The organism is Mycoavidus cysteinexigens, assembly GCF_003966915.1.
In the GTDB taxonomy this organism is placed as follows: domain Bacteria; phylum Pseudomonadota; class Gammaproteobacteria; order Burkholderiales; family Burkholderiaceae; genus Mycoavidus; species Mycoavidus cysteinexigens.
Window position 1 is genome coordinate 285,374 of record NZ_AP018150.1, and the last position, 26,204, is coordinate 311,577.

Consider the following 26,204-nt stretch of genomic DNA (forward strand, 5'->3'; position numbering starts at 1 on the left):
AGCTGAAACAGTAAAGGAAGAGAAATGCCACGTCGTCGCGAAGTTCCCAAGCGGGAAATACTGCCAGATCCTAAATTTGGTAATGTAGAAGTCGCAAAATTCATGAATGTGCTGATGTTGTCTGGCAAGAAGTCTGTTGCTGAGCGTATCGTCTATGGCGCCTTCAAACATGTTCAAGAAAAAAACGGCAAAGAGCCTTTAGAATTATTTAACGGCGCGCTGAATAACGTTAAGCCAGTGGTTGAGGTTAAAGGGCGTCGCGTAGGCGGTGCAAACTACCAAGTACCAGTCGAGGTGCGGCCAGCACGTCGCGCAGCGCTGGCAATGCGTTGGTTGTGCGAAGCGGCGAAAAAGCGCAGCGAAAAATCCATGGCATTGCGTTTGGCTGCTGAGTTACTTGAGGCTTTCGAGGGCCGTGGTGGCGCAATGAAAAAGCGCGATGAAGTGCATCGCATGGCAGAAGCCAATAAAGCATTTTCGCATTTCCGTTTTTAAGTATAGCTAAGCCGCGTAACCGCGGTTTAGTCTAAATATCAATATCACAAGCTGCACGCTTCTCCAGTGGCTCATTAAGACAGAGGTTTAAAGTGGCTCGCAAGACACCTATCGAGCGCTATCGCAATATTGGCATTAGCGCCCACATTGATGCTGGTAAAACAACGACGACTGAGCGCATTCTGTTTTATACGGGCGTCAACCATAAAATCGGTGAAGTGCACGATGGTGCTGCAACGATGGATTGGATGGAGCAAGAGCAAGAGCGCGGCATCACGATTACATCGGCGGCAACCACGGCCTTCTGGAAAGGCATGGCGGGTAATTACCCGGAACACCGTATTAATATCATTGATACGCCAGGACACGTCGACTTCACGATTGAGGTCGAGCGTTCAATGCGCGTGTTAGATGGCGCATGCATGGTGTATTGTGCCGTGGGTGGCGTTCAGCCTCAGTCTGAGACTGTGTGGCGGCAAGCAAATAAATATGGCGTGCCGCGACTTGCGTTCGTCAATAAGATGGACCGTACCGGCGCTAACTTCTTTAAAGTGCATGATCAAATGCGTTCGCGTCTGAAAGCGAACCCGATTCCAATCCAGGTGCCGATTGGGGCGGAAGAAAACTTCAAAGGGGTGATTGATCTCGTCAAAATGAAGGCGGTTGTCTGGGATGAGGCGAGTCAAGGTATTAAATTTGAATATCAAGACATTCCTGCTGAGCTTGCTGACGTTGCTCAAGAATGGCGCGAAAAGATGGTCGAGGCAGCAGCTGAGTCATCTGAAGTATTGATGGATAAATACCTCAATGGCGAGACGCTGAGCGAAAAAGAAATCATGGATGCGCTGCGCGCACGCACGATTGCGGGTGAGATCGTCCCAATGTTGTGCGGTACGGCCTTTAAGAATAAGGGCGTGCAAGCGATGTTGGACGCCGTGATTGATTATTTGCCATCGCCAGTCGATATTCCGCCGGTTGAGGGTGAACTTGAAGACGGTGGGGTAACTGAACGCCGTGCTGCGGATGATGAAAAATTCTCCGCGCTGGCCTTTAAGATCATGACGGATCCGTTTGTCGGCCAATTGATTTTCTTCCGTGTCTATTCTGGGGTGGTGAATTCGGGTGATACCATTTACAACCCTGTAAAAGGCAAGAAAGAGCGCCTTGGTCGTATTCTGCAAATGCATGCAAACCAGCGTGAAGAAATTAAGGAAGTACGTGCTGGCGATATTGCGGCAGCGGTTGGTTTGAAAGAGGCGACAACGGGCGATACATTGTGTGACCCGAGCCAGGTGATTCTGCTTGAGCGCATGGAATTCCCCGAGCCTGTCATTTCTCAGGCGGTGGAGCCTAAAACTAAGGCTGACCAAGAAAAAATGGGGCTTGCACTGAACCGTCTGGCGCAGGAAGATCCATCATTTCGGGTGCAGACCGATGAAGAATCCGGGCAAACAATCATCTCGGGTATGGGCGAGCTGCATTTGGAGATTTTGGTTGATCGGATGCGCCGCGAGTTTGGTGTAGAGGCAACTGTTGGTAAGCCACAAGTGGCTTATCGAGAGACGATTCGCGCTACCTGTAATGAAGTTGAAGGCAAGTTTGTTAAACAGTCTGGTGGTCGTGGTCAGTACGGTCATGTGGTGTTGAAGCTTGAGCCACAAGAGCAGGGCAAAGGCTATGAATTTGTCGATGCAATTAAAGGTGGGGTCGTGCCGCGTGAATATATTCCTGCGGTAGACAAAGGCATTCAAGAAACCCTTAAGGCAGGCGTATTGGCTGGTTATCCAGTCGTAGATATTAAAGTCACGCTGTTTTTTGGCTCCTATCATGATGTGGATTCGAACGAAAATGCCTTCAAGATGGCCGGTTCAATGGGCTTCAAAGAAGGGATGCGGCGTGCTAGCCCAGTTCTACTGGAGCCAATGATGGCGGTTGAAGTTGAAACGCCGGAAGAGTTTATGGGTAATGTGATGGGTGATCTGTCATCACGCCGTGGGATTGTCCAAGGTATGGAAGATATGGTCGGCGGTGGCAAGCAGGTGCGTGCCGAAGTGCCGCTTGCGGAAATGTTTGGTTATTCCACTTCGCTGCGTTCGCTCACGCAAGGTCGTGCGACCTATACGATGGAATTTAAGCACTATTCTGATGCTCCGCGCAATGTTGCGGAAGCTGTGATGAGTGCCAAAGGTAAGTAATTTAATCCGGCGGTGTGAGCCGCCTCGCTCTTTAAAGGAAGATGATGTCAAAAGAACAGAAGATCCGTATTCGCCTAAAGGCGGTTGATAGTCGGCTAATCGACGTGGCATCGGCTGAAATTGTGGATACCGCGAAACAAACGGGCGCGATTGTATGTGGGCCAGTGCCATTGCCGACCTCGATTCAGCGCTTCGATATTCTGCGTTCGCCTCATGTCAATAAAACTTCGCGTGATCAGCTTGAAATTCGGACTCATTTGCGTCTGATTGACATTGTTGATCCGACGGATAAGACAGTTGATGCTTTAATGAGACTTGATCTATCGGCAGGGGTGGATGTCGAGATCAAATTGCAGTAAACAAGACAATCTTTATTGCGGGAAGCAAAAGGCCCGGTTATAATTGAGGGCTTTTCGCACTCTTGCGTAATATTAAGTTCGTTGTGATAGGTTTATCGCGCAGCGAACATCGGTTTAATTATCTAGTGATTTAATCCTGGCCAATCGTAGCTGGGAATGGAGAAAATAATGAGCCTTGGACTTTGGGGTCGCAAGGTTGCGATGATGCGTGTTTTTACACCGGAAGGCGTTTCAATTCCGGTGACAGTTGTAGACGTATCAAGCAATCGTGTGACACAGATCAAGACCGTTGTATCTGACGGTTATACCGCCGTGCAACTTACCTTTGGCGAGCGGCGCGCTACACGCGTGACTAAGCCTTTGCAAGGGCACTTTGCTAAAGCAGGTGTCGAAGCTGGTCAATTCCTTGGGGAATTTCGTACCGATGAAACTCAAGCAGCTGCATTGTCTATTGGCAAGGTGCTGGGTACCGAGTTATTTGAAGTCGGACAAAAAATTGATGTTTGTGGGGACTCGATTGGTCATGGCTACACAGGCACGATCAAACGCCACAATTTTAGCTCGGGTCGGGCTTCGCACGGTAATTCTCGCTCGCATAATGTGCCTGGTTCAATTGGGATGGCGCAAGATCCAGGGCGTGTCTTTCCGGGTAAGCGCATGACGGGACATATGGGCGACAGCAGGGTCACCACGCAGAATTTGAAGATTGTGCGGATTGATGTGGAGCGTCAATTGTTGTTTGTAAATGGCGCAATTCCAGGTCCCAAAGAGGGAATCGTAGCAATCACGCCAGCAGTTAAGACGCCTGCCAAAAAAGGAGCAAAATAATGGAAATTAAGCTCCTAAATGAAACGGGACAGGACGCAACTGGCATCAATGCATCTGATGCAGTATTTGGTCGCGCTTACAACGAGGCTTTGATTCATCAGGTCGTCGTAGCGTATCAAGCGAATGCGCGCAGTGGCAATCGCGCGCAAAAAGATCGTGAGCAAGTTAAGCATTCAACTAGAAAGCCGTGGCGTCAAAAAGGCACCGGCCGGGCGCGTGCAGGGATGACTTCAAGTCCGCTGTGGCGGGGGGGTGGTCGAATTTTCCCTAATTCGCCAGAAGAAAACTTCTCGCATAAAGTCAATAAAAAGATGTTTCGTGCTGGGCTGTGCTCAATTTTTTCTCAGTTGGTCCGCGAAGGTCGGCTTTCATTAGTCGAAGAAATTAAGCTTGAAGCGCCAAAAACAAAATTGCTAGCCCGTAAATTTCAGTCGATGGGCCTTGAGTCAGTATTGGTGATTACAGATAATGTGGATGAAAATCTTTATCTCGCATCGCGTAACTTGCCTAATGTAGCTATTGTTGAGCCGCGTTATGCCGATCCATTATCGCTGATCCATTTCAAGAAAATCTTGGTTACAAAAGCCGGGCTCGCCCAGATTGAGGAGTTGTTGTCATGATCGACGCCCGTAAAAATGACCATCGTTTACTGAAAATTTTGATTGAGCCTTGGGTTTCCGAGAAAGCGACGCAAGTTGCGGACAAGAGCAATCAGAACGTGTTTGCCGTGATGCCGGATTCGACTAAGCAAGAAGTTAAAGCTGCCGTTGAATTGATGTTTAAGGTTGAAGTGACTTCTGTGCAAATTTTGAATCAAAAAGGTAAGGCTAAACGTTCTGGCCGCATCAGCGGACGTCGTAAGAATGTGAAAAAAGCCTATGTATGCTTAAAGTCAGGGCATGAAATTAATTTTGAAGCGGAGGCCAGATAATCATGGCACTCGTTAAAATCAAGCCGACTTCCCCGGGTCGTCGGGGAATGATTAAGGTGGTGAATAAGGATTTGCATAAAGGCAAACCTCATGCGCCACTCTTAGAAAAACAAAGTAATACTGCGGGTCGTAACAATAACGGCCATATCACTACGCGTCATCGCGGCGGTGGTCACAAGCAGCACTATCGGATGGTTGACTTTCGCCGTAATAAAGATGATGTGCCGGCGAAAGTTGAGCGCTTGGAGTACGACCCGAATCGTAGCGCGCACATTGCATTGTTATGCTATGCGGATGGTGAGCGACGCTACATTATTGCGCCAAAAGGTCTGGCAGTAGGTCATCAGCTCCTATCAGGTGCGCAAGCGCCGATTCGCGCAGGCAATACATTGCCAATTCGCAATATTCCGGTCGGGACCACGATTCATTGTATCGAAATGCAGCCTGGCAAAGGTGCGCAGATTGCTCGTTCAGCCGGCGCTTTAGCGATGTTGTTGGCGCGTGAAGGCAGCTACGCGCAGATTCGCTTGCGCTCTGGCGAGATTCGCCGCGTGCATATCGAGTGCCGTGCGACCATCGGTGAAGTGGGCAATGGTGAACATGGTCTGCGTAAACTGGGTAAAGCGGGTGCAGCTCGTTGGCGCAACATTCGTCCGACCGTACGCGGTGTGGCAATGAACCCGGTAGATCACCCGCATGGTGGGGGCGAGGGCAAAACTGCTGCTGGTCGTCATCCAGTCAGTCCAACCGGCGTCCCAGCTAAGGGCGGTCGGACTCGTCGCAAAACTCGCACGGACAAGATGATCGTGCAGCGTCGCAACAAACGTTAAGAGAGTGTAGATAAATGGCACGTTCTATCAAAAAAGGCCCATATTGTGAGGCCCACTTGCGGCGAAAGGTTCAGGCGGCTATCGCTACACGCGACCGCAAGCCAATCAAAACTTGGTCACGCCGGTCGACAATTCTGCCGGAGTGTATTGGTTTGACCATTGCGGTGCATAATGGCCGTCAACATGTCCCGATTTATATTTCGGAAAACATGGTCGGCCATAAACTCGGTGAATTTGCCTTGACTCGCACATTCAAAGGTCATGCAGCCGATAAAAAGGCTAAGAGATAAGGGGCAAGCAGATGGTAGCCAAAGCAATTCACCGTGGCGCCCGGATTTCGGCGCAAAAAACCCGCCTGGTTGCGGATCAGATTCGTGGCCTAGCAGTTGGTAAAGCATTGGATTTATTGACTTTTTCGCCAAAGCAAAAACCTGCTGGCATTATCAAGAAAGTCGTCCAATCGGCAATTGCAAACGCAGAGCATAATGTGGGCGTGGATATTGACGAGTTAAAGGTGACTAGCATTTATGTTGATAAAGCGACTTCGTTAAAACGAATTATTGCACGCGCTAAAGGCCGTAGTAATCCGATCGAAAAGCAATCCTGTCACATCACCGTGACGGTTGGAAATTAAAGGGCCACACACGATGGGACAAAAAATACATCCGACCGGCTTTCGGCTGGCCGTTCGTCGTAATTGGGTTTCGCGTTGGTACGCGAACAATTCCCAATTTGCAAAAATGTTGCAAGAAGACATTAGTGTTCGAGAGTATTTGAAGAAAAAACTCAAGAACGCGTCTGTCGGCAAGGTGGTGATTGAGCGGCCTGCGAAAAACGCGCGCATTACCATTCACAGCTCGCGTCCAGGTATTGTGATCGGTAAAAAGGGCGAGGATATTGAGCTCTTGAAAACCGAATTGCAGCGCCGCATGGGAGTGCCGGTGCATGTCAATATCGAAGAAATTCGGAAGCCAGAAATTGATGCGCAGTTAATCGCAGATTCGATCTCGCAACAGCTTGAGCGCCGGATTATGTTCCGCCGCGCGATGAAGCGCGCGATGCAAAATGCGATGCGCCTTGGCGCGCAAGGCATCAAGATCATGAGTGCGGGCCGGCTCAATGGAATTGAAATTGCGCGTACCGAGTGGTATCGCGAAGGCCGTGTGCCCTTGCATACATTGCGTGCCGATATTGATTACGCAACGTCTGAAGCGCAAACGACTTACGGCATTATCGGTATTAAAGTATGGGTTTATAAGGGCGATATATTAGGTCGTCATGAAGCGCCGGCAGTTGAGGAAGCGCCTGAGGAAAAACGCGCGCGCCGTAATGCGCGTCCTGGAGGCGAGCGTCGTGGTCGCAATGAGGGCGGTGGCGATAAGCCAGGCTCGCGTTGGGGACGTTCACGGCGTGCGGGAGCCGCCAAACCTGATGGCGATGCTAAGACTGGAGAATAGACATGCTGCAACCAAAACGCAGAAAGTACCGTAAAGAGCAAAAGGGTCGCAATACTGGTATTGCGACGCGCGGTAATGCCGTATCGTTTGGTGAGTTTGGCTTAAAAGCGATTGGCCGTGGTCGTTTGACCGCCCGTCAAATTGAGTCTGCGCGCCGTGCGATGACGCGTCATATAAAACGTGGTGGCCGAATTTGGATTCGTATTTTCCCAGATAAACCCATTTCTCAAAAACCAGCCGAAGTTCGGATGGGGAATGGTAAAGGGAATCCTGAGTATTATGTAGCTGAAATTCAGCCAGGTAAAATGCTGTATGAGATGGATGGCGTAGATGAAATGTTGGCGCGTGCCGCATTCCGTCTGGCGGCGGCAAAATTGCCTATGAAAACAGCATTTGTCGCGCGTCAGATTGGCGTTTGATGGAGAGATGAATGAAAGCCTCAGAATTGAGAGTAAAAGACCGGACTGACTTGCATAAAGAATTGTCTGAGCTACTAAAAGCGTCTTTTAGCGTACGCTTACAGCTAGCGACCCAGCAATTGAACAACAGCAGTCTATTAAAGAAAATGCGGCGCGATATTGCGCGCGTGCGTACTATATTGACCGAAAAGGCAAGCCAAAAATGAACGATGTTAAAACTTCGCTCAAGCGAACTCTGATCGGTAGGGTTATTAGCAATAAAATGGATAAAACCGTGACAGTGCTCATCGAGCGCCGTGTCAAGCATCCACTTTATGGTAAGTTTGTTGTGCGTTCTAAGAAATATCATGCGCATGACGATGCTAATACTTACAACGAAGGCGATTTGGTCGAAATTCAAGAGACCCGTCCGCTTTCAAAGACAAAAGCTTGGGCGGTATCGCGCTTAATGGAGGCAGTGCGGGTTATTTAAGTGAATAAAGCTAAAAATGGCGATGAATAGATTGCAATTTTTAGATTTTTTGCTATAATCATCCGTTCTTCTTTTTAACGGACATTTTGTCCTTATTCTTAACCCAAGTGGCCTATGGTCGGCGGGACCAAAACTGACCGGAAGGCGTTACAGTTTTTGTTAACGAATAGCGTAACCGGATTAAGTTGGGAAAGAGAAATTATGATTCAGAACGAAACTCGGCTTCAAAGCGCGGATAATACAGGCGCGCGGGAAGTTTTGTGCATTAAGGTGCTAGGCGGTTCAAAGCGTCGTTATGCAAATATTGGTGACGTCATTAAAGTGACGGTCAAAGAAGCAGTGCCGCGTGGTCGCGTGAAAAAAGGCGAGATTTTTAATGCCGTGGTCGTGCGTACTGCAAAAGGCATGCGTCGTCCAGATGGTTCGTTGATTAAGTTTGACAACAATGCTGTTGTCTTGCTCAACAATAAAAACGAACCAATTGGCACTCGCATTTTTGGGCCGGTTACGCGTGAATTGCGTGAGCGTTTCATGAAGATTGTTTCACTTGCTCCAGAAGTGTTGTAAGGGGTACGCAAAATGCAAAAGATTCGCAAAGGTGATCAAGTGATTGCCATCACTGGTAAAGATAAAGGCAAGCAGGGTGTAGTGCTTGCAGTCGCGGGTGAGAAGATCACGGTTGAAGGGTTAAATTTGGTGACTAAGCATGTTAAGCCCAATCCAATGAAAGGAACGGCTGGCGGCAGAGAAAGCAAAACGATGCCCATCGACAGATCAAATCTGGCTTTGCTTGACGCGAATGGAAAACCATCGCGGGTGGGTATCAGGGTTGAGAATGGCGAGAAAGTTCGCTTTCTGAAAACGACCGGTGCGGTACTTAGCGTTTGACGGAGTGATTAAAGAAATGGCTCGTTTGCAGGAATTTTATAAGCAGAAAGCAGTTCCCGAATTAATGCAAAAATTCGGTTACAAATCTGTGATGGAAGTGCCTCGTTTCACCAAAATTACTCTGAATATGGGTGTGGGTGAAGCGGTGGCTGATAAGAAAGTGATCGAACACGCAGTAGGCGATTTGACAAAAATTGCTGGCCAGAAGCCGGTTATTACTTTGGCGCGTAAGGCAATTGCAGGCTTCAAAATTCGCGAAGGTTATCCAGTCGGTGTGATGGTTACGTTGCGTGGCCGCATGATGTTCGAGTTTTTAGATCGTTTAGTGAATTTAGCGCTACCTCGTGTGCGAGATTTTCGCGGCGTATCGGGTCGTGCGTTTGACGGTCGTGGCAATTACAATCTCGGAGTCAAGGAGCAAATTATGTTTCCTGAAATTGAATACGACAAAATAGATGCATTGCGTGGGTTAAATATTAGTATTAACACCACTGCAAAAAATGATGAAGAAGCAAAAGCGTTGCTTACTTGCTTTAAATTTCCGTTCAAAAACTGAGGTTGCCGTGGCTAAGTTAGCATTAATTGAACGCGAGAAAAAACGGGCGCATTTGGCGCAAAAATACGCTGGTAAGCGGGCGGCTTTAAAAGCGATCATCGATGATGCAAAAAGATCAGATGAAGATCGTTATGAAGCACGTTTGCAGTTGCAGCAATTGCCGCGTAATGCGAATCCAACTCGTAAGCGTAATCGTTGCGCCTTGACGGGACGCCCGCGTGGTACGTTTAGGAAATTTGGTCTTGCCCGTGGCAAGATTCGTGAAATCGCCTTTCGTGGTGAAATTCCAGGTCTGATAAAAGCGAGCTGGTGAGGAGTAATCTAAATGAGCATGAGTGATCCTATCGCCGATATGCTGACTCGCGTTCGCAATGCGCAGATGGTCAACAAATTATGTGTTGCGATGCCGTCTTCAAAAATCAAAGTTGCGATTGCGCAGGTATTGCGGGACGAAGGTTATATTGAAGATTTTGCAGTTAAATCGGAAGGCGGTAAAGCAGAGCTAAATCTTGGGCTAAAGTATTATGCTGGCCGCCCGGTGATTGAGCGTATAGAACGTGTTTCGCGTCCCGGTTGTCCCGTATATAAAGGACGACACGATATTCCAAAAGTCATGAATGGCCTTGGCGTAGCGATTGTTTCCACCACTAAAGGCGTGATGACGGATCGTAAAGCGCGTGCGGCTGGAGTCGGCGGTGAAGTTCTGTGTTACGTCGCATAATTTTTGAGACCGCCGCTAAGGAGAAACAAGGATGTCTCGAGTAGGTAAGAGTCCCGTTGAATTGCCAGCGGGCGTAGATGTGTCGTTAGATGGCGGCATGATCACTAGTAAAGGGCCATTGGGTTCAATCTCGTTAGCTGAGAATCAGTTAGTTAAGGTTCAACATGTTAATGGCCAGATAATTTTTGAGCCGGCTAATGAAAGCCGTGAAGCCAACGCTATGTCAGGTACCATGCGCGCGCTTGTCGCTAATATGGTGCACGGCGTTTCCAAGGGATTTGAGCGTAAGCTTACTTTGGTCGGCGTTGGTTATCGTGCGCAAGCTCAAGGCGATAAATTGAATTTATCAGTGGGTTATTCGCATCCGGTTGTGCACCAAATGCCAGTGGGCATTAAAGTGGAAACGCCAGCCCAGACTGAGATCCTGATTAAAGGGATCGACAAACAAAAAGTCGGGCAGGTTGCTGCCGAGGTGCGTGCTTATCGTCCACCTGAACCTTATAAAGGCAAAGGTGTACGTTATGCCGATGAGGTTGTGATCCTCAAAGAAACCAAGAAAAAATAAGGTTGCTCGTTATGGATAAAAAACAATCTCGTATTCGCCGTGCCTGTCAGACGCGCAGCAAAATCGCTGAATTAAAAGTTCATCGGCTAGCTGTGCATCGCACTAATACGCATATTTACGCACAAGTATTTTCGCCCTGTGGCACCACAGTACTGGCGAGCGCGTCGACGATTGAAGCAGAAGTTCGTCAGCAGCTTGCAGATAAAAGCGGGAAGGGCGCTAATACGGCTGCGGCTACAATTATTGGGCAGCGGATTGCGCAAAAAGCGAAGGTGGCTGGTATTGAAACCGTTGCCTTTGATCGTTCGGGTTTTCGCTACCACGGCCGTGTTAAAGCGCTTGCCGAAGCGGCGCGCGAAGCTGGTCTTAAGTTTTAAGGGAAAAATTCGTCATGGCAAAAATGCAAGCGAAAGCTCAGCTTGAAGAACGAGACGATGGCCTTCGCGAAAAGATGGTCTCTGTCAAACGCGTCACTAAAGTTGTTAAAGGCGGTCGTATTTTAGGCTTTGCTGTTCTAACCGTGGTTGGTGACGGTGATGGGCGCATTGGCATGGGCAAGGGCAAGGCCAAAGAAGTGCCGGTCGCGGTCCAAAAAGCCATGGAGCAAGCTCGTCGCAATATGTTTAAAGTTCAGTTGCATAACGGAACGTTGCAGCATGAGGTGCCTGGTAAACATGGCGCCACTACCGTTTTGATGGCCCCTGCTAAAGAAGGTAAGGGAATTAAGAGCGGTGGTCCGATGCGCGCAGTGTTTCATGTGATTGGCGTGCGCAATGTGATGGCAAAAATTTACGGTTCAACCAATTCGTACAATGTTGTGCGAGCAGCACTCGATGGTTTGCGCAAGCAGTCTACGCCGGCGGATATTGCCGCCAAGCGTGGTAAAACGATTGAGCAAATTTTGAATTAAGAGACCTGCAGAGATCGTACCAAAATGTCAAATCAAACTGTCAAAATTCAGCTTATCAAGAGCCTAATCGGTACCCGCGAGTCACATCGCGCAACAATTCGCGGGTTAGGTCTGAGGCGTGTTAACTCGATCAGTGAGTTACAAGATACCCCCGCGGTACGCGGCATGATTAACAAGGTGTCTTACCTTGTTAAAGTCATGAACTAAGCGAAGGTCCAAGGAGTTCTAATGGAATTGAATCAACTTAAACCTGCCGCTGGCGCTAAGCATGCGAAGCGGCGAGTGGGCCGCGGCATGGGTTCCGGCTTAGGCAAAACTGCCGGCCGGGGTCATAAAGGGCAAAAATCACGTTCAGGCGGCTTTCACAAAGTTGGCTTTGAAGGTGGCCAAATGCCATTGCAGCGGCGTTTGCCAAAGCGTGGTTTTAAGTCGCTGACAAAAAAACTGTGTGCTCAAATTACGCTTTCTGAATTGCAGAAACTGCCAGTCGATGAAATTGATCCATTGGTCTTGAAACAGGCCGGCTTGATCGGTGAGTTGGTGTCTCGCGTTAAGGTCATAGCGTCAGGTGAATTGACGCGTAAGGTGACTTTGCAAGGGATCGCCGCAACTGCCGGCGCGCGGCGCGCAATCGAAGCAGCAGATGGTTCGGTGGTTTAAATAGACCCTCATTGATGAATCAATTCGTAGCATCGGAGAAGTTTTTTGGCTAAGCGCCCAAATCTTGCGAAAAACAGTAAACCAACGGCGAAATATGGCGACTTATTTAAGCGCGCCCTATTTTTGCTGTTAGCATTGGTGGTTTATCGGATTGGCGCGCATATCCCTGTGCCTGGCATAGATCCTGATCAGTTGGCTAAGCTCTTTCAGAGCCAACAGGGCGGGATTTTGGGCATGTTTAATATGTTCTCAGGCGGCGCGTTATCGCGTTTTACGATATTTGCGCTAGGGATTATGCCGTATATTTCGGCGTCGATTATCATGCAGTTGCTGGCAATTATCTCGCCGCAATTAGAAGCGCTTAAAAAAGAAGGGCAGGCTGGTCAGCGTAAAATTACGCAGTACACACGGTACTTTACGGTCTTCCTTGCTACTTTTCAGGCATTTAGCATCGCGCTTGCGCTAGAAAGTCAGGTGGGTCTGGTGCTTGATCCAAGCTTTATGTTCCGCTTGACCACGGTCGTGACCTTAGTCACGGGAACGCTGTTTTTGATGTGGCTGGGGGAGCAAATTACCGAGCGTGGGTTGGGTAATGGGATTTCAATTATCATTTTCGCCGGGATTGCTGCGGGCTTGCCGAATGCAATTGGTGGCCTCTTTGAATTGGTCCGCACGAATGCAATGAGCATTATTTCGGCTTTGATCGTGATTGCACTGATTGCTGCGGTAACGTATTTCGTGGTATTTGTTGAGCGAGGCCAGCGCAAAATTTTGGTCAATTACGCTAAACGCCAGGTCGGGAATAAGCTGTATGGTGGACAAGCTTCGCACTTGCCTCTCAAGCTGAATATGGCTGGCGTGATTCCGCCGATCTTTGCGTCGTCGATCATTTTATTCCCAGCCACTATTGCAAGTTGGTTTAGTTCTGGCGCGGATTCAAAGTTGCGTTGGCTACACGACGTGGCTGCTATGTTAGCGCCAGGACAACCGGTGTATGTAACACTTTATGCATTGGCAATTATGTTCTTTTGCTTCTTTTATACTGCGTTGGTATTTAATAGCAAAGAAACGGCTGATAACTTAAAGAAAAGCGGTGCTTTCGTGCCAGGTATCCGACCAGGAGATCAAACCGCGCGTTATATCGATAAAATTCTGACGCGTCTGACCTTGGCTGGTGCTGTTTATATTGTATTCGTGTGCTTACTACCTGAATTTTTAGTATTGCGCTGGAATGTGCCGTTTTATTTTGGCGGAACGTCATTACTTATTATCGTTGTAGTGACAATGGATTTTATGGAGCAAGTCCGATCGTATTTGATGTCGCAACAATACGAGTCGTTGCTTCGTAAGGCCAATTTTAAGGGCGGCAATCTCCCGATCCGTTAGAATAAGGGTCTAAAAGAGATTTCTGAATTAGGGGTTTATGGCCAAAGATGATGTAATTCAAATGCAAGGGGAAGTGCTTGAGAACCTTCCTAATGCCACTTTCCGGGTTAAATTGGAAAATGGTCATATTGTATTGGGACATATTTCTGGAAAAATGCGGATGCATTATATTCGGATTTTACCAGGTGACAAAGTGACGGTGGAATTAACCCCTTATGACTTGTCTCGTGCGCGGATTATATTCCGAGCGAAATGATTAAAGAGGACTTATATGAAAGTCATGGCATCAGTTAAATGTATTTGTCGTAATTGTAAAATTATCAGACGCAAAGGCGTTGTGCGTGTGATTTGCAGCTCCGATCAGCGCCATAAGCAACGTCAAGGTTGATAAGGAATAACAATGGCTCGTATTGCTGGGGTAAATATCCCGAATCATAAGCACATCGTAATTGGACTGACTGCTATCTACGGTATTGGCCGTACGCGTGCACTGACGATTTGTCAGGAGTCTGGTGTACCAATTACGAAAAAAGTTAAAGATCTTGACGATAAAGATCTTGAGAAATTGCGCGAGCAAGTTGGTAAATACGACGTTGAAGGCGATTTGCGTCGTGAAGTTTCAATGAGCATTAAGCGTCTGATGGATCTTGGTTGTTACCGCGGAATGCGGCATCGTAAGGGATTGCCAGTCAGAGGCCAGCGTACTCGGACAAATGCGCGTACTCGCAAAGGTCCACGGCGCGCTGCGGCTTCTCTCAAGAAATAAGCTTAGATAGTTAAGTACAGGACAGGAAATGGCTAAGGCTTCAAATAACGCTGCGACGCAACGCGCTCGCAAAAAAGTTAAAAGAAATATTACTGAAGGCGTGGTGCATGTTCATGCATCATTCAATAACACGATTATTGTCTTCACCGATCGTCAAGGCAATGCTTTTGTCTGGGCGACTTCAGGCGGTCAGGGGTTTAAAGGTTCACGTAAATCAACCCCCTATGCGGCTCAGATTGCGGCTGAATCGGCAGGCCGGACAGCACTTGAATATGGCTTGAAAACGGTCGAAGTTAGAATTAAAGGTCCTGGCCCAGGTCGTGAATCAGCTGTGCGAGCATTGCATGGTCTTGGCATTAAAGTCACCGAAATTTCTGATGTCACGCCGATTCCACATAATGGTTGCCGTCCGCCAAAGCGCCGGCGCATTTAAAAATCGAAATTTTTATTCATCGCCATAAGCCCACCGTCTAGCCATTAGGCAAGACTAGCGCGAACTCTGTTCGTGTGATTTATTTAAAAAGGAATGAAAAGTGGCACGCTATATAGGCCCTAAAGCTAAATTATCCCGCCGGGAAGGAACTGATCTTTTCCTAAAAAGCACGCGTCGCGCACTTGCAGATAAATGCAAGCTCGACAGCAAACCTGGTCAACATGGCCGGTCATCTTCTGGCAATAATCGTGCTTCTGATTATGGTAATCAGTTGCGTGAAAAGCAAAAAGTCAAACGTGTTTACGGTGTGCTTGAGCGTCAGTTCCGCCGCTACTTCACCGAGGCAGACCGTCGCAAAGGTAATACCGGCGAACTGCTTTTGCAATTACTTGAATCTAGACTGGATAACGTAGTTTATCGTATGGGCTATGGCTCAACTCGCGCTGAGGCGCGGCAGTTGGTGAGCCACTGTGCAATTACGGTCAATGGTCAAGTGGCTAATATTCCGTCTTTGCAGGTGAAAGCTGGTGATCTGATCGCTGTGCGTGAAAAAGCGAAACAGCAAACTCGCATTCAAGAAGCTGTAGGATTGGCTGGGCAAATTGGCTTTCCAGCTTGGGTTACAGTCGATGCTAAAAAATTAGAAGGGACTTTCAAGCAAGCGCCTGAACGTAATGAGATTGCGGGCGATATTAATGAAAGTTTGATTGTTGAATTGTATTCACGGTAATTGAATCAAAGCCGGTGCGCTTTGATGATGGAGCGCTGCGGCTGAGTTTTTCAGGTTATCACCTGTCAGCCCTACAGACATAATGAGCTGCGGGCATTAAAAGGAAAACCTATGCAGAACAATCTGTTGAAGCCCAGGATAATTGCAGTTGAGATGATGGGCGGCAACCATGCAAAAGTGGTCATGGAACCTTTTGAGCGTGGCTATGGCCATACTTTAGGCAACGCACTAAGGCGCGTGTTGTTGTCTTCAATGACTGGCTATGCCCCCACTGAGGTCGCTATTGGCGGGGTCGTGCACGAATATTCAACTATGGATGGCGTGCAGGAAGATGTGATTAATTTGTTGTTGAATTTAAAAGGGGTTGTCTTTCTCTTGCATAATCGCGATGAAGTCACCGTTTCATTGCGTAAAGAAGGCGAAGGCATTGTTACCGCTGGCGATATTGAACTGCCGCATGATTGCGAGGTTATTAACCCAGAGTATGTAATCGCGCATCTGTCCAAAGGGGGCAAGCTTGACCTTCAGATTAAAGTCGAAAAAGGTCGTGGCTATGTACCAGGCAATGTTCGCCAATATGGCGAAGAAGCGACTCGCTCGATCGGTCGGATTGTACTAGACGCTTCATTTTCCCCCGTGAGGCGAGTAAGTTATACGGTCGAAAGCGCACGGGTTGAGCAGCGTACTGATCTCGATAAGTTAGTCATGAACATTGAGACAAATGGCGCGCTGTCACCGGAAGAGGCGATTCGTCAGGCAGCCGGAATTTTAGTTGATCAATTATCGGTATTCGCTGCGTTAGAAGGCTCGGAAGTCAGTGCCGAACTTCCTTCACGCGCGCCGCAAATTGACCCGATTCTGCTGCGTTCGGTGGAAGATCTGGAGTTGACAGTGCGCTCCTTGAACTGCTTGAAAGCTGAAAATATTTACTACATTGGCGATTTGATTCAGCGTACTGAAAATGAGTTGCTGAAAACGCCGAACCTCGGTAGAAAATCGCTTAATGAGATCAAAGAAGTGCTTGCCACGCGTGGCCTTGCGCTGGGTGTGAAACTTGAAAATTGGCCACCAGTCAATCTTGATAGATAAACACGCTCACGCCGTAAAGGATTTTAGTCTTTGCGGCGTGCTCTGAGTAAGTTTTAGTTGTAGGATTTAAGCTCTAATTACCGGCCCGTTATCCATTTGGATTTCAAAAAGAGCTGGAATAAAACTTTTAATGTAAGGATTTAAATATGCGTCATCGTCATGGTTTGCGCAAACTGAACCGCACTAGCAGCCATCGCTTGGCTATGCTGAAAAATATGTCGGTCTCGTTGATTGAGCATGAAATTATTAAAACCACTGTGCCTAAAGCGAAAGCACTGAGCAGAGTGGTCCAAAAGTTGATCACAATCGGTAAAAAACCAACCCTCGCCAACCATCGGTTGGTATTTAATCGTCTACGTGATCGCGCTGTGGTGACCAAATTATTTGAGGTGTTGGGTCCCCGTTATGCTAATCGACCAGGTGGTTATTTGCGTATTCTAAAGTGCGGTTTCCGTAATGGTGATAACGCCCCTATGGCATTTGTCGAATTGGTTGACCGTCCTGTAAACGACGAAGCTACGCTGGATAGCGTGGTTGCAGAGCAGGAATAAAATACGTAAAGAAAAACACTTAAAAGTGCAAGATGCGAAAGATGAAAACCAGGCCAAGTGCCTGGTTTTCTATTTGCGGTGCAGCTAAAGCAGAAAAAGATTCGTTATGTTGAGTGATTCTATCCAGCGTTCGCAGTTCATCGGGAAGAGCATTTTGCTGATGTGGGCGCTGTTTTATAGCGCACTGGCATTAGCCAACGGGCCCTTTCTTGATGCCAAAGCAGCTTTCAAAATGCGCGCACTAGAGCGGCCTGGTGGCATTGAAGTCCATTTTTCGATTGCGCATGGCTATGCTATGTATCGTGAGCATTTTGGGTTTAGTGTTGGGCGCGGGGTGGCGACGCTAGGTGAGCCGGTGTTGCCGCCAGGCCAAATTAAATTCGATACTGCGCTGCAGAAGAATTTTGAAACCTACCGCAACGAAGTCGACATTTATCTTCCTGTGACGCATGTGGAGGGTCCCTTTGAGCTGACTGTCCGCACTCAGGGCTGTGCCGATCAAGGTCTATGCTATCCACCCATGATGCATTTTATATCTATCAAGGGTGCTGGGTTACAGAAGTTAAAGGCAGAGACTAGGCCGGAAGGTGTAAATACGGGGCCACCTACGCTGGGGGAGCGTTTAGGTATGCGCTACCTGACTGACTCTCTGGCTCATCTTTATAGTTTTCAATATGCGGAAGCGGTGCTTGAAGGACATGATTTCATCACCACGTTGATGATTTTCTTTGTATTGGGCGTCGCATTAAGCTTATTCCCGTGCTCCTTGCCAATGATCCCGATTTTATCGGCGTTGATCGTGGGGGAAGGAACGCAGCTCACGCGCTGGCGCAGTTTAATGCTATCTGTGATCTATGTGCTCGGGATGGCGCTAGTCTATACGGTGTTTGGCATGGTGGCCGCTTCAGCGGGCTATAGTCTCGGCCCAGACCTACAAAACCCATGGGTGCGTGGTGTTTTTGCGCTGTTGTTATTTGCCTTTGCCCTTTCCTTATTCGGTTGCTACGAGTTGCAGTTGCCACAATCTTGGCAAAACCGCATTAATTCGGTGTTATTAGGGCGTCAATTAAAGGGTGGTAAATGGCTTGCTGTATTTACGATGGGGGCTTTATCGGCATTGATTATTGGTGCGTGCATGACGGCGCCGCTATTTGGTGTGCTGACGTTTATTGCCCATACAGGTAATCTAATATTAGGCGGTAGTGCGCTTTTCTTGATGGCGCTAGGTATGGGAGCGCCACTGCTGCTGGTCGGTATTGGCGCGGGTAATATATTGCCTCGCGCCGGCGTTTGGATGAACGGAATTAAGCGGGTATTTGGACTACTGCTTGCCGCCGTTGCGCTCTGGCTAGTTTTTCCGTTGCTAGCGGCAGCGCTGAATTGGCAAAATGTAGGCATGACTTGGCGTGCAACCCGTATGCCAACCGCTACTGAATCCGCAGCCGTAGCACCCAAACAACTACAGCCTGGGTCAGCAGGCTTTACATTGATTCAGTCAAAGAGTGAACTCCAGCATCAAATTAGAGCGAATGGGCGGCCAAGTATGCTCGAGTTTTACGCCGACTGGTGCGCCAATTGTCGAGAAATGGAAAAAATCACTTTTACCGATAGTCGAGTGCAGGCACAATTAAAGCACTTTAATTTATTGCGCGCTGATGTGACGAAGAATAACCTCGAGCACCGCGCATTGCTTAAGCAGTTCAGTTTATACGGACCTCCTGCACTCCTTTTTTTTGATGAAAATGGTCATGAAATCAGTGCGTTACGGATGATTGGGTATCAATCGCCTAGCCTTTTTCTGAAAAAAATCGAATCCATTTATACGGCTCCATAAAGCGTTTCAGAGAGGCTTGTGTTTAGGCAATGGAGCGCAGACATTTTGCCGCATCTAAGGCAAAATAAGTTAATACACCATCCGCTCCTGCTCGTTTAAAAGCTAATAACGACTCCAGCATGACTTGATCATGCTGAAGCCAACCATTCTGAGCGGCTGCTTTGAGCATCGCATATTCACCGCTTACTTGGTAAGCATAAGTTGGGAAGTGAAACTCATCTTTTACGCGCCGCACAATATCAAGGTAAGGCATGCCTGGTTTAACCATCACCATATCAGCGCCTTCTGCTATATCCATAGCGACTTCACGCAATGCTTCATCACTATTGGCTGGATCCATTTGATAAGTCATTTTATTGCTTTGACCGAGCTGAAGCGCTGACCCTACAGCTTCCCGGAAAGGGCCATAAAAGGCGGAAGCATATTTGGCAGCATACGCCATAATTTTTGTGTGGCGGTATCGATGGCTCTCGAGCATCGTGCGAATCGCGCCAATTCGGCCATCCATCATATCCGATGGCGCAATGATGTCAGCGCCTGCTTCAGCGTGCGCAGCGGCTTGTTTGACTAAAATTTCAATGGTTTCATCGTTGAGAATAACGCCGGTTTCATCGATCGTGCCATCCTGCCCATGGCTGGTGTAAGTATCCAGTGCAACATCGGTCATCACGCCTAATTCCGGAAAATTGCGTTTCAACTCACGCACGGCTCGCGGAATCAAGCCATCGGCCCGCGTTGCAGCTAAGCCATCAGGCGTTTTCAAAGACGGTTCAATCATTGGAAAAAGCGCCAGCACGGGTATGCGCAACTCGACGCATTGCTGCGCAACGGGTAGCAATAAATCAAGCGATAGCCGTTCAACCCCTGGCATTGACGGTACAGGTTGTCGCACTTGATGACCATCAACAATAAAAACCGGATAAATTAGATCATTAGTGGTCAAAACATGCTCCCGCAATAAGCGGCGAGAAAATTCGTCAGCACGCATCCGGCGTGAGCGATAAACAGGGTAAGTACTCATAAGATAAATTGGAAGATAAACTCTGAATTTTTTGGGGAAGTTGGTATATTATCGGAACCGAGCTTTATACTTTAATGCATAAGCTCCCCGCTTCTCCTCCCTGAGCGGGAGCCTGTAGTGTAAAAGCCAGGCTTTTCACCGCCGCTTCGACGGCGGATTTTTTTTGCCATTTTTTATTCATCTATTCGCAGGATCCGCTTAACCAGCGAATTTCATCGCAAAGAAATTTAATGCGCCAATGACTAACCCCAGCTGGGCAATAGCCAGGCCAATCATCCATTTAATAAGAGCGAATTTGTGGGTGTCCATTTTCTGTTGGACTGAAAAAGTTGAGCGTTCAATTTTAAAGTCGACTTCTTTACGCAGGGCGTCTATATCTTTGCGCAAGATTTCATACTTAGCGTCTGTATCCTTACGCAAATCGCCGATTGCATGGTTCAAATCTTCTTTAGTCGCTAATTCTTGCAAGTTAGATGCAAAAATTTCTGACAAAAATTCGGCCTCAGCTTCAGCCTGAGCGCTAGGCATGCTTGCTGCTTGCATGCGCTTAACAAATTTTAAAGTATCAAATAAAGCCATGGCCATTGCAAATCTCTGAAATGTATTCAAATGTGGTGCATTTATCATTCCACTCCCCACTAAACATCCGTATTGGTTTGAATATAAACAAATATGGATAAATTATGCAAGTGATTCGCAAGATTATTTCTTTATGGATGAGCGTTAGGCTTTAACCATGCTTCAATCGCGCGATGCGCATCGTCAAGGCCGGTGCGCTTTAAAGCGGAGAAGAGCTGCACGGTGCATTGATTGGGCGCGCCTAATCTTTCTGTATCTTGAGCGAGCTTCTGTTGCACAGCGCGTAGCGTATTGAGGCTGGCTTGTCGGGTCAATTTATCCGCCTTAGTGAGTAACACATGAATCGGCTTGCCAGTTGACGTAAACCATTCGATCATCTGACAATCAAGCTCGGTGCACGGGCGGCGCGCATCCATCATTAAAATTAAACCACATAACTGGGCGCGGGTTTGGAGGTAGCCTCCTAATAATTGCTCCCAATGCACTTGTACGCTAAACGGGACTTCAGCGTAGCCATAGCCGGGTAAATCGATCAAATGGCCAGCAGGTTGCTGGGCTGGGCCGACCGAAAAATAATTAATATGTTGTGTGCGTCCGGGTGTTTTGCTAGCAAAAGCCAGGCGCTTTTGATTGCAAAGTACGTTAATTGCAGTTGATTTGCCGGCATTAGAACGGCCGGCAAAAGCGACTTCGGGTAATGGCGAGGCCGGCAAATCACGTAAATGATTGACTGTAGTAAGAAAGCGCGCTTGGTGAAGCAAAAAGGACATAAACGTATCTCGGAGGCAATCGCAAAGTTGACATTCGCTGTCGCATAAAGGTCTAATTAAACCTACATAAACTTATTGCGGTGGTCCATGAACCTTGGGGAAAAAGCACTATTGTATAATACAAAAATTAAGTAAAAAGGCCGTTGGATAGGCTTTGAGAGACAACAACAAGACGAGACAAGGGGTTCTATGAGCCGAGCATCTAAATTCTGGCGACTGATTGGGGTGAGTTTAGCCGTATATTCTACTGCGGTCTGGTCACAAAGTATTTCAGTAAAGCTAGATCTTGCTCGTGGCAAAGCCATTGCAACCCAAGTTTGTATCTCTTGCCACGGCGCAGAGGGTAGCGGGGCTACGGGTCTCGCGCCTAACCTTGCTGGCCAGCACATTGGCTATCTATATAAACAGTTGATCGATTACAAAGCCAAACCTGGTGCTAAAGCGCCCACACGCAATAATCCGATTATGGCAAGTTTTGCCTCGGTGTTATCTGAGCAAGACATGTGGGATGTTTCCGCTTATTTTGCCGCTTTGCCAGAAAGGCTGGCGGTTGCGCACAATAAAGAAATGGCTGAGCTGGGTCAAAAGATCTGGCGCGGTGGAGTTGCAGAAAAAGGCGTGCCAGCATGCGCTGCATGCCATGGCCCAGCGGGTGCCGGAATGCCCGTACAGTATCCTCGTTTAGCGGGCCAATGGCAAGATTACACAATTGCGCAGTTGCAGGCCTTTCAGCAGGGAGAGCGTGCGAATAATGCCCCTATGCAGGCCATCGCAGAACGTTTGTCAGATAAAGAAATTAAAGCTTTAGCGGATTACATCGCCGGTCTACGCTAAGCGTTCGCATGCGCGGTTTTGAAAACTTCCTTATAGGTTATTTCAAAGCTAGAAATTTCAGCATCTGTTAAGTAGGAAAAATACTTATCACGCTTAACTTTTGACAATTTACCGCCATTTTGGTGGACAAAAATAATAAATTTATCCAGCGCCGTTCCAGGCCAATCAAATTCTTCATTAAGTTGTTCGTAGAGCGCATCGCGGTTAAGTAAAAATTGCAGTTCCTGCGCAAGATCTTTCTCGATAACTTGTTTTAAACATAACAATAAAAATTCAACTTGTGGGGTTGCATCGAAATACCGATACAATAGTGCGTCATTTCCTTGTGCCGGGATATTAGGCGTGATTGGATAATATTCCGTTAAGCGTTTCAATGGTTTTGAGAATGCTTCTAATGCATGGATATATTCATCAAGCCGTGCTTTCATCACGGCTGATACCGGTAAAATAAAACCACGTGGAGTAAAGCCACGGCGCGTTAATACCTCATGTACCAAGAAGCGGTGAATGCGGCCATTGCCATCCATAAATGGATGCAGAAAAACAAAAGCGAAAGCGGCTAATGCAGCGGCAATAGGTGCTGATACTCTATCCTCTTCGGCTAAATGATTGCTCCAATCGATCCAGTCCTGCATTAGAGAATGAATATCTTCAGGGCGCGGCGGCAGAAAGTCGACACGATGTAGCTCGTTATTGAGCTCCCGTCCGACGTAGTTTTGGTGGTTACGATAACCGACCTCTCGAAAACGCGCATCAACTACGATATTTTGCAATAAACACAAACGTTCCTGTGTCACTGGTTGAGGATCGCTTGCTTCACGCAATGCTTGCATGAAACGTTCGGTCTTGTTGCCGCTTGGTTTTTCGCGCTCGATGTCAAATGAGTATTGGGTTTCTTTCAAATAGAGCCAAGCGGCGGCTCGCTCAAGTCTATGCGGGTTGTAGCGCACTAATGCACGGTTGATAGCCCCAGCTAAATCTTGCTCTAGAAATGCTTGGATAGTAGGTGTGCGTCGCACAACAGGACAAAACTTAAAAGTGCTTATCAGGTTGTTCTCAATCCGGAATCGCTCGCTGCGGGTAGATTGGCTATGAGTCACATAAAATTTGTCATCGGCAAGTTTAATATAGGTACTTTTTTTGTCTATATCCGGCACGCTCAGTTGTACCCCGATCAGCCCTTCATATAAGAAACCGAGTCGTCTTAGAATACGCGATTTAGGTGAATTTTGTAGAGCGGCTTCTAGTTGTGCTTTGCCGTCTTGGGTAAAAAGGCGGCTTAAGATCTCAAGATTGATCCCTTCATATCGCAAAGCAAACTCAAGATGGCCTAAAATAGTGTTCTGTGGCGCGTAATCTTTACGAAAATTTTGCTGTATATGACTGGTATATTGTGCGGTTTCGCGTGACTTAATATTCCTTTTAATGAAAGACTGGCACCAATGGGGGCGAGTTTCCAGTCGATATGTTTCGACTAGCCAGGTATAGCCTGCTGGCTGCTGGGTTGATTTATCGTAATGGTTCATCGAGTTTTCATCGGAAATGAGCGCGAAATCTCAAAAACGGGCGCGTTTCATGTTTTCTGCCGCAAAAGCGGGCGCAAAATCACGGAAATGGGCGCGCTTTTGCTTATCCTCATTAATTGAAAGTCATATTTATTGATGACTCAGGTCATAAAAACGAATTGTATTGTGATGCACAAAAGTCAAATTAAATTAAGCGAAGTTCTTTATTCAGCGCAGTGGCAAGTAAAAGCTTTATGCGTAGCAAATGAGGTCGGTCTGTGAAGTTGGGGTCAAATAAAACAAGTAAAAAGCGCTCCTCATCGCGCAGCGCAGTTGAATTACTGAGTTCAATGCGTTTTGCGATTGCCTTGTTGGTCGTACTCGCGCTGGCAAGTGTGATCGGTACGGTACTTAAACAACAAGAGCCTTACTCCAACTATGTTGCGCAGTTTGGTCCGTTTTGGGCTGAAATTTTTCATGCGCTAGGCATTTACAGTGTCTATAGTTCTTGGTGGTTTATTGCAATTCTTTTATTTCTCGTCGTTTCGCTTTCGTTGTGCTTATGGCGCAACGGCCCGTCTATGATTGCTGAGATGCGTAACTGGAAAGATCGCGTACATGAAAATAACTTACGCGCATTTGGACATCGAGCTGATTTTAAAACGGCTTATACGCGTACTGAAACCGCTGAACGGCTGCAAGCGTTGCTTAAAGCGCAAGGCTATCGCTATAAAATAAACTCCAAAGACGCTGGGCTGTTGATTGCCGCCAAGCGGGGCACCTTGAGCAAATTGGGCTATATTTTTGCCCATCTGGCGATTGTGGTAATTTGCCTGGGTGGATTACTCGATAGTAATGTGCCGGTGCGTTTACAAATGTGGCTATTTGACAAAACCCCACTGCAAGGCAATGCAGTGCTTGCTGAGATTGCGCCTAAGCATAGGCTAAGCGCGTCGAATCCAACTTTTCGTGGTCAAACGTGGGTAGCCGAAGGTCAGCATGTGTCTACTACGATTCTGAATCAAGGAGATGGTGTACTGATTCAAGATTTACCCTTCACCATCCAACTAAATCAATTTAGTGTTGAATACTATTCAACTGGGATGCCTAAGCGCTTTGTCAGCGATATTGTCGTGCTGGACCATCTGAGCCAGCAGCGTATTAAGACCCAGGTTGAAGTAAACAAACCCTTTATTCATCGCGGTATTGCCGTTTATCAATCTAGTTTTGAAGATGGCGGGTCGCGCATGCAGTTCACAGCCTATCCAATGACGGGTTCAGCCGCGCGGTCTTTTCCATTAAAAGGGCAAATTAATCAGTCTCTGCCATTAGCTAGCGGGGATGCAACCATTGAGTGGACTGATTTTCGCGCGATTAATGTTGAAAATATCTCCGATGCTAATGGGAAAACAGACGTACGTGGCGTTACACGCCGCCCATTAAAAGAAGTTTTTGCTGAGCGGCTCGGCTCAGGCGCAAAAACTTCTAAGCCGCAAACACTGCGTAATATAGGCCCTTCAGTGCACTATAAAATAAGGGATGCAGCAGGCCAAGCATGTGAATTCAGTCATTACATGCTGCCCGTTGAAATTGATGGCGAGTGGATGTTTTTAGCTGGGATGCGTGAGAGTCCACAACAGCCTTTTCGCTATCTGCGCGTTCCAGCCGACGCGGAGCATACCGTAAAAACTTGGATACAATTGCGCGCAGCATTACAAAATCCATTGTTGCGCACAGCCGCCGCTAAGCGTTTTGCACTACGTTTAGCGAAGCCGGGCACGCCGCTACAAGCGCAACTGGAGCAAAGTGCAACGCATGTACTGGAGCTTTTTGCTGGGAATCATACTCCCGTTCAGGTTGCGCCAAATGGTGCTCCAGATTCGTTAGGAGGGTTTGCGGCATTAGCAAACTTTATTGAATTCTCTGTGCCTAAAGCCGAGCAAGCTAAAGCCGTAGAGTTGTTATTGCGTACATTGGAAGGGGTGGTTTGGGACCTTTGGCAAATCGTGCGCGAGCGGTCTGGGCTAGCCCCTAATGTAGAGAGTGAGGTTAACGGTCGTTTTGTGCAATCATCTATCAATGCTCTATCGGATAGTTTTTTGTATCACGCTCCTCTGCTTTTGCAACTTGATTCATTTGATGAAGTGAAGGCTTCAGTGTTTCAGGTGACGCGCGCGCCGGGTAAAAAAATTGTTTACTTCGGCAGTTTGTTACTCGTGTTAGGTGTATTCGCGATGTTCTATTTGCGTGAACGGCGGGTATGGTTTTGGCTAAAAGAAAGTGAAAACAGCGCCGCTACAGATGTATTAATGGCCATGTCCGCCGCTCGTAGAACGCTGGATTTTGAAAACGAATTCGTTCAACTGCGTTATCAAGTTGGCATTACTCTGAATCATATAACGGATACTCTTTAACGTTAA

General features: G+C 47.6%; 38 protein-coding genes. 34 read left to right on the forward strand and 4 right to left on the reverse strand.

Annotated elements, in window-relative coordinates; genetic code table 11:
• Positions 1–24: 24 nt before the first annotated feature.
• The 32 genes from rpsG to dsbD all read left to right on the forward strand — a co-directional run bounded on the left by rpsG (position 25) and on the right by dsbD (position 19,075).
• Complete coding sequence (gene rpsG, locus MCB1EB_RS01205; protein ID WP_026922073.1) at positions 25–495, forward strand: 30S ribosomal protein S7; 471 nt, start codon at positions 25–27, stop codon at positions 493–495.
• Positions 496–587: 92 nt separating this feature from the next.
• Positions 588–2,690, forward strand: a complete 2,103-nt coding sequence (fusA, locus tag MCB1EB_RS01210) for an elongation factor G (RefSeq protein WP_026922072.1) — start codon at positions 588–590, stop codon at positions 2,688–2,690.
• 44 nt (positions 2,691–2,734) lie between these two features.
• A complete protein-coding gene (gene rpsJ / locus MCB1EB_RS01215) occupies positions 2,735–3,049 on the forward strand; it encodes a 30S ribosomal protein S10 (RefSeq protein WP_026922071.1) in 315 nt (104 codons plus the stop codon).
• Between the two features lie 168 nt (positions 3,050–3,217).
• Positions 3,218–3,877, forward strand: coding sequence for a 50S ribosomal protein L3 (rplC, locus tag MCB1EB_RS01220; RefSeq protein WP_045363485.1), 660 nt, complete (start codon positions 3,218–3,220; stop codon positions 3,875–3,877).
• Positions 3,877–4,497: a 50S ribosomal protein L4 gene (gene rplD / locus MCB1EB_RS01225; RefSeq protein WP_045363482.1), complete on the forward strand. Its 621-nt coding sequence runs from the start codon at positions 3,877–3,879 to the stop codon at positions 4,495–4,497. The genes rplC and rplD overlap by 1 nt, the downstream gene beginning before the upstream one ends.
• Positions 4,494–4,808, forward strand: a complete 315-nt coding sequence (gene rplW / locus MCB1EB_RS01230; RefSeq protein ID WP_045363479.1) for a 50S ribosomal protein L23 — start codon at positions 4,494–4,496, stop codon at positions 4,806–4,808. The genes rplD and rplW overlap by 4 nt, the downstream gene beginning before the upstream one ends.
• 2 nt (positions 4,809–4,810) lie before the next feature.
• Entirely contained in the window at positions 4,811–5,638 is an 828-nt protein-coding gene (gene rplB / locus MCB1EB_RS01235) for a 50S ribosomal protein L2 (RefSeq protein ID WP_045363476.1), read from the forward strand.
• A gap of 14 nt (positions 5,639–5,652) precedes the next feature.
• A complete protein-coding gene (rpsS, locus tag MCB1EB_RS01240) occupies positions 5,653–5,928 on the forward strand; it encodes a 30S ribosomal protein S19 (protein ID WP_045363473.1) in 276 nt (91 codons plus the stop codon).
• Positions 5,929–5,939: 11 nt separating this feature from the next.
• Positions 5,940–6,272: a 50S ribosomal protein L22 gene (rplV, locus tag MCB1EB_RS01245; protein WP_026922065.1), complete on the forward strand. Its 333-nt coding sequence runs from the start codon at positions 5,940–5,942 to the stop codon at positions 6,270–6,272.
• A gap of 13 nt (positions 6,273–6,285) precedes the next feature.
• A complete protein-coding gene (rpsC, locus tag MCB1EB_RS01250) occupies positions 6,286–7,095 on the forward strand; it encodes a 30S ribosomal protein S3 (protein ID WP_026922064.1) in 810 nt (269 codons plus the stop codon).
• 2 nt (positions 7,096–7,097) lie between these two features.
• Positions 7,098–7,514 carry a 50S ribosomal protein L16 gene (gene rplP / locus MCB1EB_RS01255; protein WP_045363471.1) on the forward strand — a complete coding sequence of 139 codons (417 nt, stop codon included), beginning with the start codon at positions 7,098–7,100 and terminating at the stop codon, positions 7,512–7,514.
• 11 nt (positions 7,515–7,525) lie between these two features.
• Positions 7,526–7,720 (forward strand): 50S ribosomal protein L29, encoded by a 195-nt coding sequence (rpmC, locus tag MCB1EB_RS01260; protein ID WP_026922062.1) that lies wholly within the window; start codon positions 7,526–7,528, stop codon positions 7,718–7,720.
• Positions 7,717–7,986 carry a 30S ribosomal protein S17 gene (gene rpsQ, locus MCB1EB_RS01265; RefSeq protein ID WP_026922061.1) on the forward strand — a complete coding sequence of 90 codons (270 nt, stop codon included), beginning with the start codon at positions 7,717–7,719 and terminating at the stop codon, positions 7,984–7,986. The genes rpmC and rpsQ overlap by 4 nt, the downstream gene beginning before the upstream one ends.
• 201 nt (positions 7,987–8,187) lie before the next feature.
• Entirely contained in the window at positions 8,188–8,553 is a 366-nt protein-coding gene (gene rplN / locus MCB1EB_RS01270; RefSeq protein ID WP_026922060.1) for a 50S ribosomal protein L14, read from the forward strand.
• 12 nt (positions 8,554–8,565) lie between these two features.
• Entirely contained in the window at positions 8,566–8,874 is a 309-nt protein-coding gene (rplX, locus tag MCB1EB_RS01275) for a 50S ribosomal protein L24 (protein WP_045363469.1), read from the forward strand.
• Positions 8,875–8,890: 16 nt separating this feature from the next.
• The gene (gene rplE / locus MCB1EB_RS01280; protein WP_026922058.1) at positions 8,891–9,430 is read left to right on the forward strand and encodes a 50S ribosomal protein L5; all 540 of its coding nucleotides are present in this window, start codon (positions 8,891–8,893) and stop codon (positions 9,428–9,430) included.
• Positions 9,431–9,437: 7 nt separating this feature from the next.
• Positions 9,438–9,743 carry a 30S ribosomal protein S14 gene (gene rpsN, locus MCB1EB_RS01285; protein WP_045366004.1) on the forward strand — a complete coding sequence of 102 codons (306 nt, stop codon included), beginning with the start codon at positions 9,438–9,440 and terminating at the stop codon, positions 9,741–9,743.
• A gap of 12 nt (positions 9,744–9,755) precedes the next feature.
• A complete protein-coding gene (rpsH, locus tag MCB1EB_RS01290; RefSeq protein ID WP_026922056.1) occupies positions 9,756–10,151 on the forward strand; it encodes a 30S ribosomal protein S8 in 396 nt (131 codons plus the stop codon).
• A 31-nt stretch (positions 10,152–10,182) separates the two neighbouring features.
• Positions 10,183–10,716, forward strand: coding sequence for a 50S ribosomal protein L6 (gene rplF / locus MCB1EB_RS01295; RefSeq protein WP_026922055.1), 534 nt, complete (start codon positions 10,183–10,185; stop codon positions 10,714–10,716).
• An 11-nt stretch (positions 10,717–10,727) separates the two neighbouring features.
• The gene (gene rplR, locus MCB1EB_RS01300) at positions 10,728–11,093 is read left to right on the forward strand and encodes a 50S ribosomal protein L18 (RefSeq protein ID WP_026922054.1); all 366 of its coding nucleotides are present in this window, start codon (positions 10,728–10,730) and stop codon (positions 11,091–11,093) included.
• A gap of 14 nt (positions 11,094–11,107) precedes the next feature.
• On the forward strand, positions 11,108–11,626 hold the full coding sequence (gene rpsE / locus MCB1EB_RS01305; RefSeq protein ID WP_026922053.1) for a 30S ribosomal protein S5: 519 nt from the start codon (positions 11,108–11,110) through the stop codon (positions 11,624–11,626).
• Positions 11,627–11,650: 24 nt separating this feature from the next.
• Complete coding sequence (gene rpmD / locus MCB1EB_RS01310; RefSeq protein WP_081678074.1) at positions 11,651–11,833, forward strand: 50S ribosomal protein L30; 183 nt, start codon at positions 11,651–11,653, stop codon at positions 11,831–11,833.
• A gap of 21 nt (positions 11,834–11,854) precedes the next feature.
• Positions 11,855–12,286, forward strand: coding sequence for a 50S ribosomal protein L15 (gene rplO, locus MCB1EB_RS01315; protein ID WP_045363467.1), 432 nt, complete (start codon positions 11,855–11,857; stop codon positions 12,284–12,286).
• A gap of 45 nt (positions 12,287–12,331) precedes the next feature.
• Positions 12,332–13,672 (forward strand): preprotein translocase subunit SecY, encoded by a 1,341-nt coding sequence (gene secY / locus MCB1EB_RS01320; protein ID WP_026922051.1) that lies wholly within the window; start codon positions 12,332–12,334, stop codon positions 13,670–13,672.
• 37 nt (positions 13,673–13,709) lie between these two features.
• Positions 13,710–13,928, forward strand: coding sequence for a translation initiation factor IF-1 (gene infA / locus MCB1EB_RS01325; protein WP_026922050.1), 219 nt, complete (start codon positions 13,710–13,712; stop codon positions 13,926–13,928).
• A 15-nt stretch (positions 13,929–13,943) separates the two neighbouring features.
• Positions 13,944–14,060: a 50S ribosomal protein L36 gene (gene rpmJ / locus MCB1EB_RS01330; RefSeq protein WP_081678073.1), complete on the forward strand. Its 117-nt coding sequence runs from the start codon at positions 13,944–13,946 to the stop codon at positions 14,058–14,060.
• Between the two features lie 12 nt (positions 14,061–14,072).
• A complete protein-coding gene (gene rpsM / locus MCB1EB_RS01335) occupies positions 14,073–14,438 on the forward strand; it encodes a 30S ribosomal protein S13 (RefSeq protein WP_026922049.1) in 366 nt (121 codons plus the stop codon).
• A gap of 28 nt (positions 14,439–14,466) precedes the next feature.
• On the forward strand, positions 14,467–14,871 hold the full coding sequence (gene rpsK / locus MCB1EB_RS01340; protein WP_026922048.1) for a 30S ribosomal protein S11: 405 nt from the start codon (positions 14,467–14,469) through the stop codon (positions 14,869–14,871).
• Between the two features lie 100 nt (positions 14,872–14,971).
• Complete coding sequence (gene rpsD, locus MCB1EB_RS01345) at positions 14,972–15,601, forward strand: 30S ribosomal protein S4 (protein WP_045363465.1); 630 nt, start codon at positions 14,972–14,974, stop codon at positions 15,599–15,601.
• Between the two features lie 111 nt (positions 15,602–15,712).
• The gene (locus MCB1EB_RS01350) at positions 15,713–16,690 is read left to right on the forward strand and encodes a DNA-directed RNA polymerase subunit alpha (RefSeq protein ID WP_026922046.1); all 978 of its coding nucleotides are present in this window, start codon (positions 15,713–15,715) and stop codon (positions 16,688–16,690) included.
• 146 nt (positions 16,691–16,836) lie between these two features.
• Positions 16,837–17,241 carry a 50S ribosomal protein L17 gene (gene rplQ / locus MCB1EB_RS01355; RefSeq protein ID WP_045363460.1) on the forward strand — a complete coding sequence of 135 codons (405 nt, stop codon included), beginning with the start codon at positions 16,837–16,839 and terminating at the stop codon, positions 17,239–17,241.
• 106 nt (positions 17,242–17,347) lie between these two features.
• On the forward strand, positions 17,348–19,075 hold the full coding sequence (gene dsbD / locus MCB1EB_RS01360; RefSeq protein WP_045363457.1) for a protein-disulfide reductase DsbD: 1,728 nt from the start codon (positions 17,348–17,350) through the stop codon (positions 19,073–19,075).
• A gap of 22 nt (positions 19,076–19,097) precedes the next feature.
• On the opposite strand, the gene hemB is transcribed toward dsbD, so the two are convergent.
• From hemB to yihA, 3 genes are all read right to left on the reverse strand, one after another.
• Positions 19,098–20,096: a porphobilinogen synthase gene (gene hemB / locus MCB1EB_RS01365; RefSeq protein ID WP_045363454.1), complete on the reverse strand. Its 999-nt coding sequence runs from the start codon at positions 20,094–20,096 to the stop codon at positions 19,098–19,100.
• A 198-nt stretch (positions 20,097–20,294) separates the two neighbouring features.
• Positions 20,295–20,675, reverse strand: coding sequence for a CCDC90 family protein (locus tag MCB1EB_RS01370; RefSeq protein ID WP_126353815.1), 381 nt, complete (start codon positions 20,673–20,675; stop codon positions 20,295–20,297).
• Between the two features lie 131 nt (positions 20,676–20,806).
• Positions 20,807–21,445 carry a ribosome biogenesis GTP-binding protein YihA/YsxC gene (yihA, locus tag MCB1EB_RS01375; protein ID WP_045363448.1) on the reverse strand — a complete coding sequence of 213 codons (639 nt, stop codon included), beginning with the start codon at positions 21,443–21,445 and terminating at the stop codon, positions 20,807–20,809.
• A gap of 189 nt (positions 21,446–21,634) precedes the next feature.
• Between yihA and MCB1EB_RS01380 the strand changes: the two genes are divergently transcribed.
• Positions 21,635–22,279 (forward strand): c-type cytochrome, encoded by a 645-nt coding sequence (locus tag MCB1EB_RS01380; RefSeq protein ID WP_045363445.1) that lies wholly within the window; start codon positions 21,635–21,637, stop codon positions 22,277–22,279.
• Here MCB1EB_RS01380 and MCB1EB_RS01385 read toward each other — a convergent pair.
• Complete coding sequence (locus tag MCB1EB_RS01385; protein WP_045363442.1) at positions 22,276–23,805, reverse strand: Fic family protein; 1,530 nt, start codon at positions 23,803–23,805, stop codon at positions 22,276–22,278. The genes MCB1EB_RS01380 and MCB1EB_RS01385 overlap by 4 nt on opposite strands.
• A gap of 329 nt (positions 23,806–24,134) precedes the next feature.
• On the opposite strand from MCB1EB_RS01385, the gene MCB1EB_RS01390 reads away from it, so the two are divergent.
• The gene (locus MCB1EB_RS01390; RefSeq protein WP_081953590.1) at positions 24,135–26,198 is read left to right on the forward strand and encodes a cytochrome c biogenesis protein ResB; all 2,064 of its coding nucleotides are present in this window, start codon (positions 24,135–24,137) and stop codon (positions 26,196–26,198) included.
• Positions 26,199–26,204 lie beyond the last annotated feature (6 nt).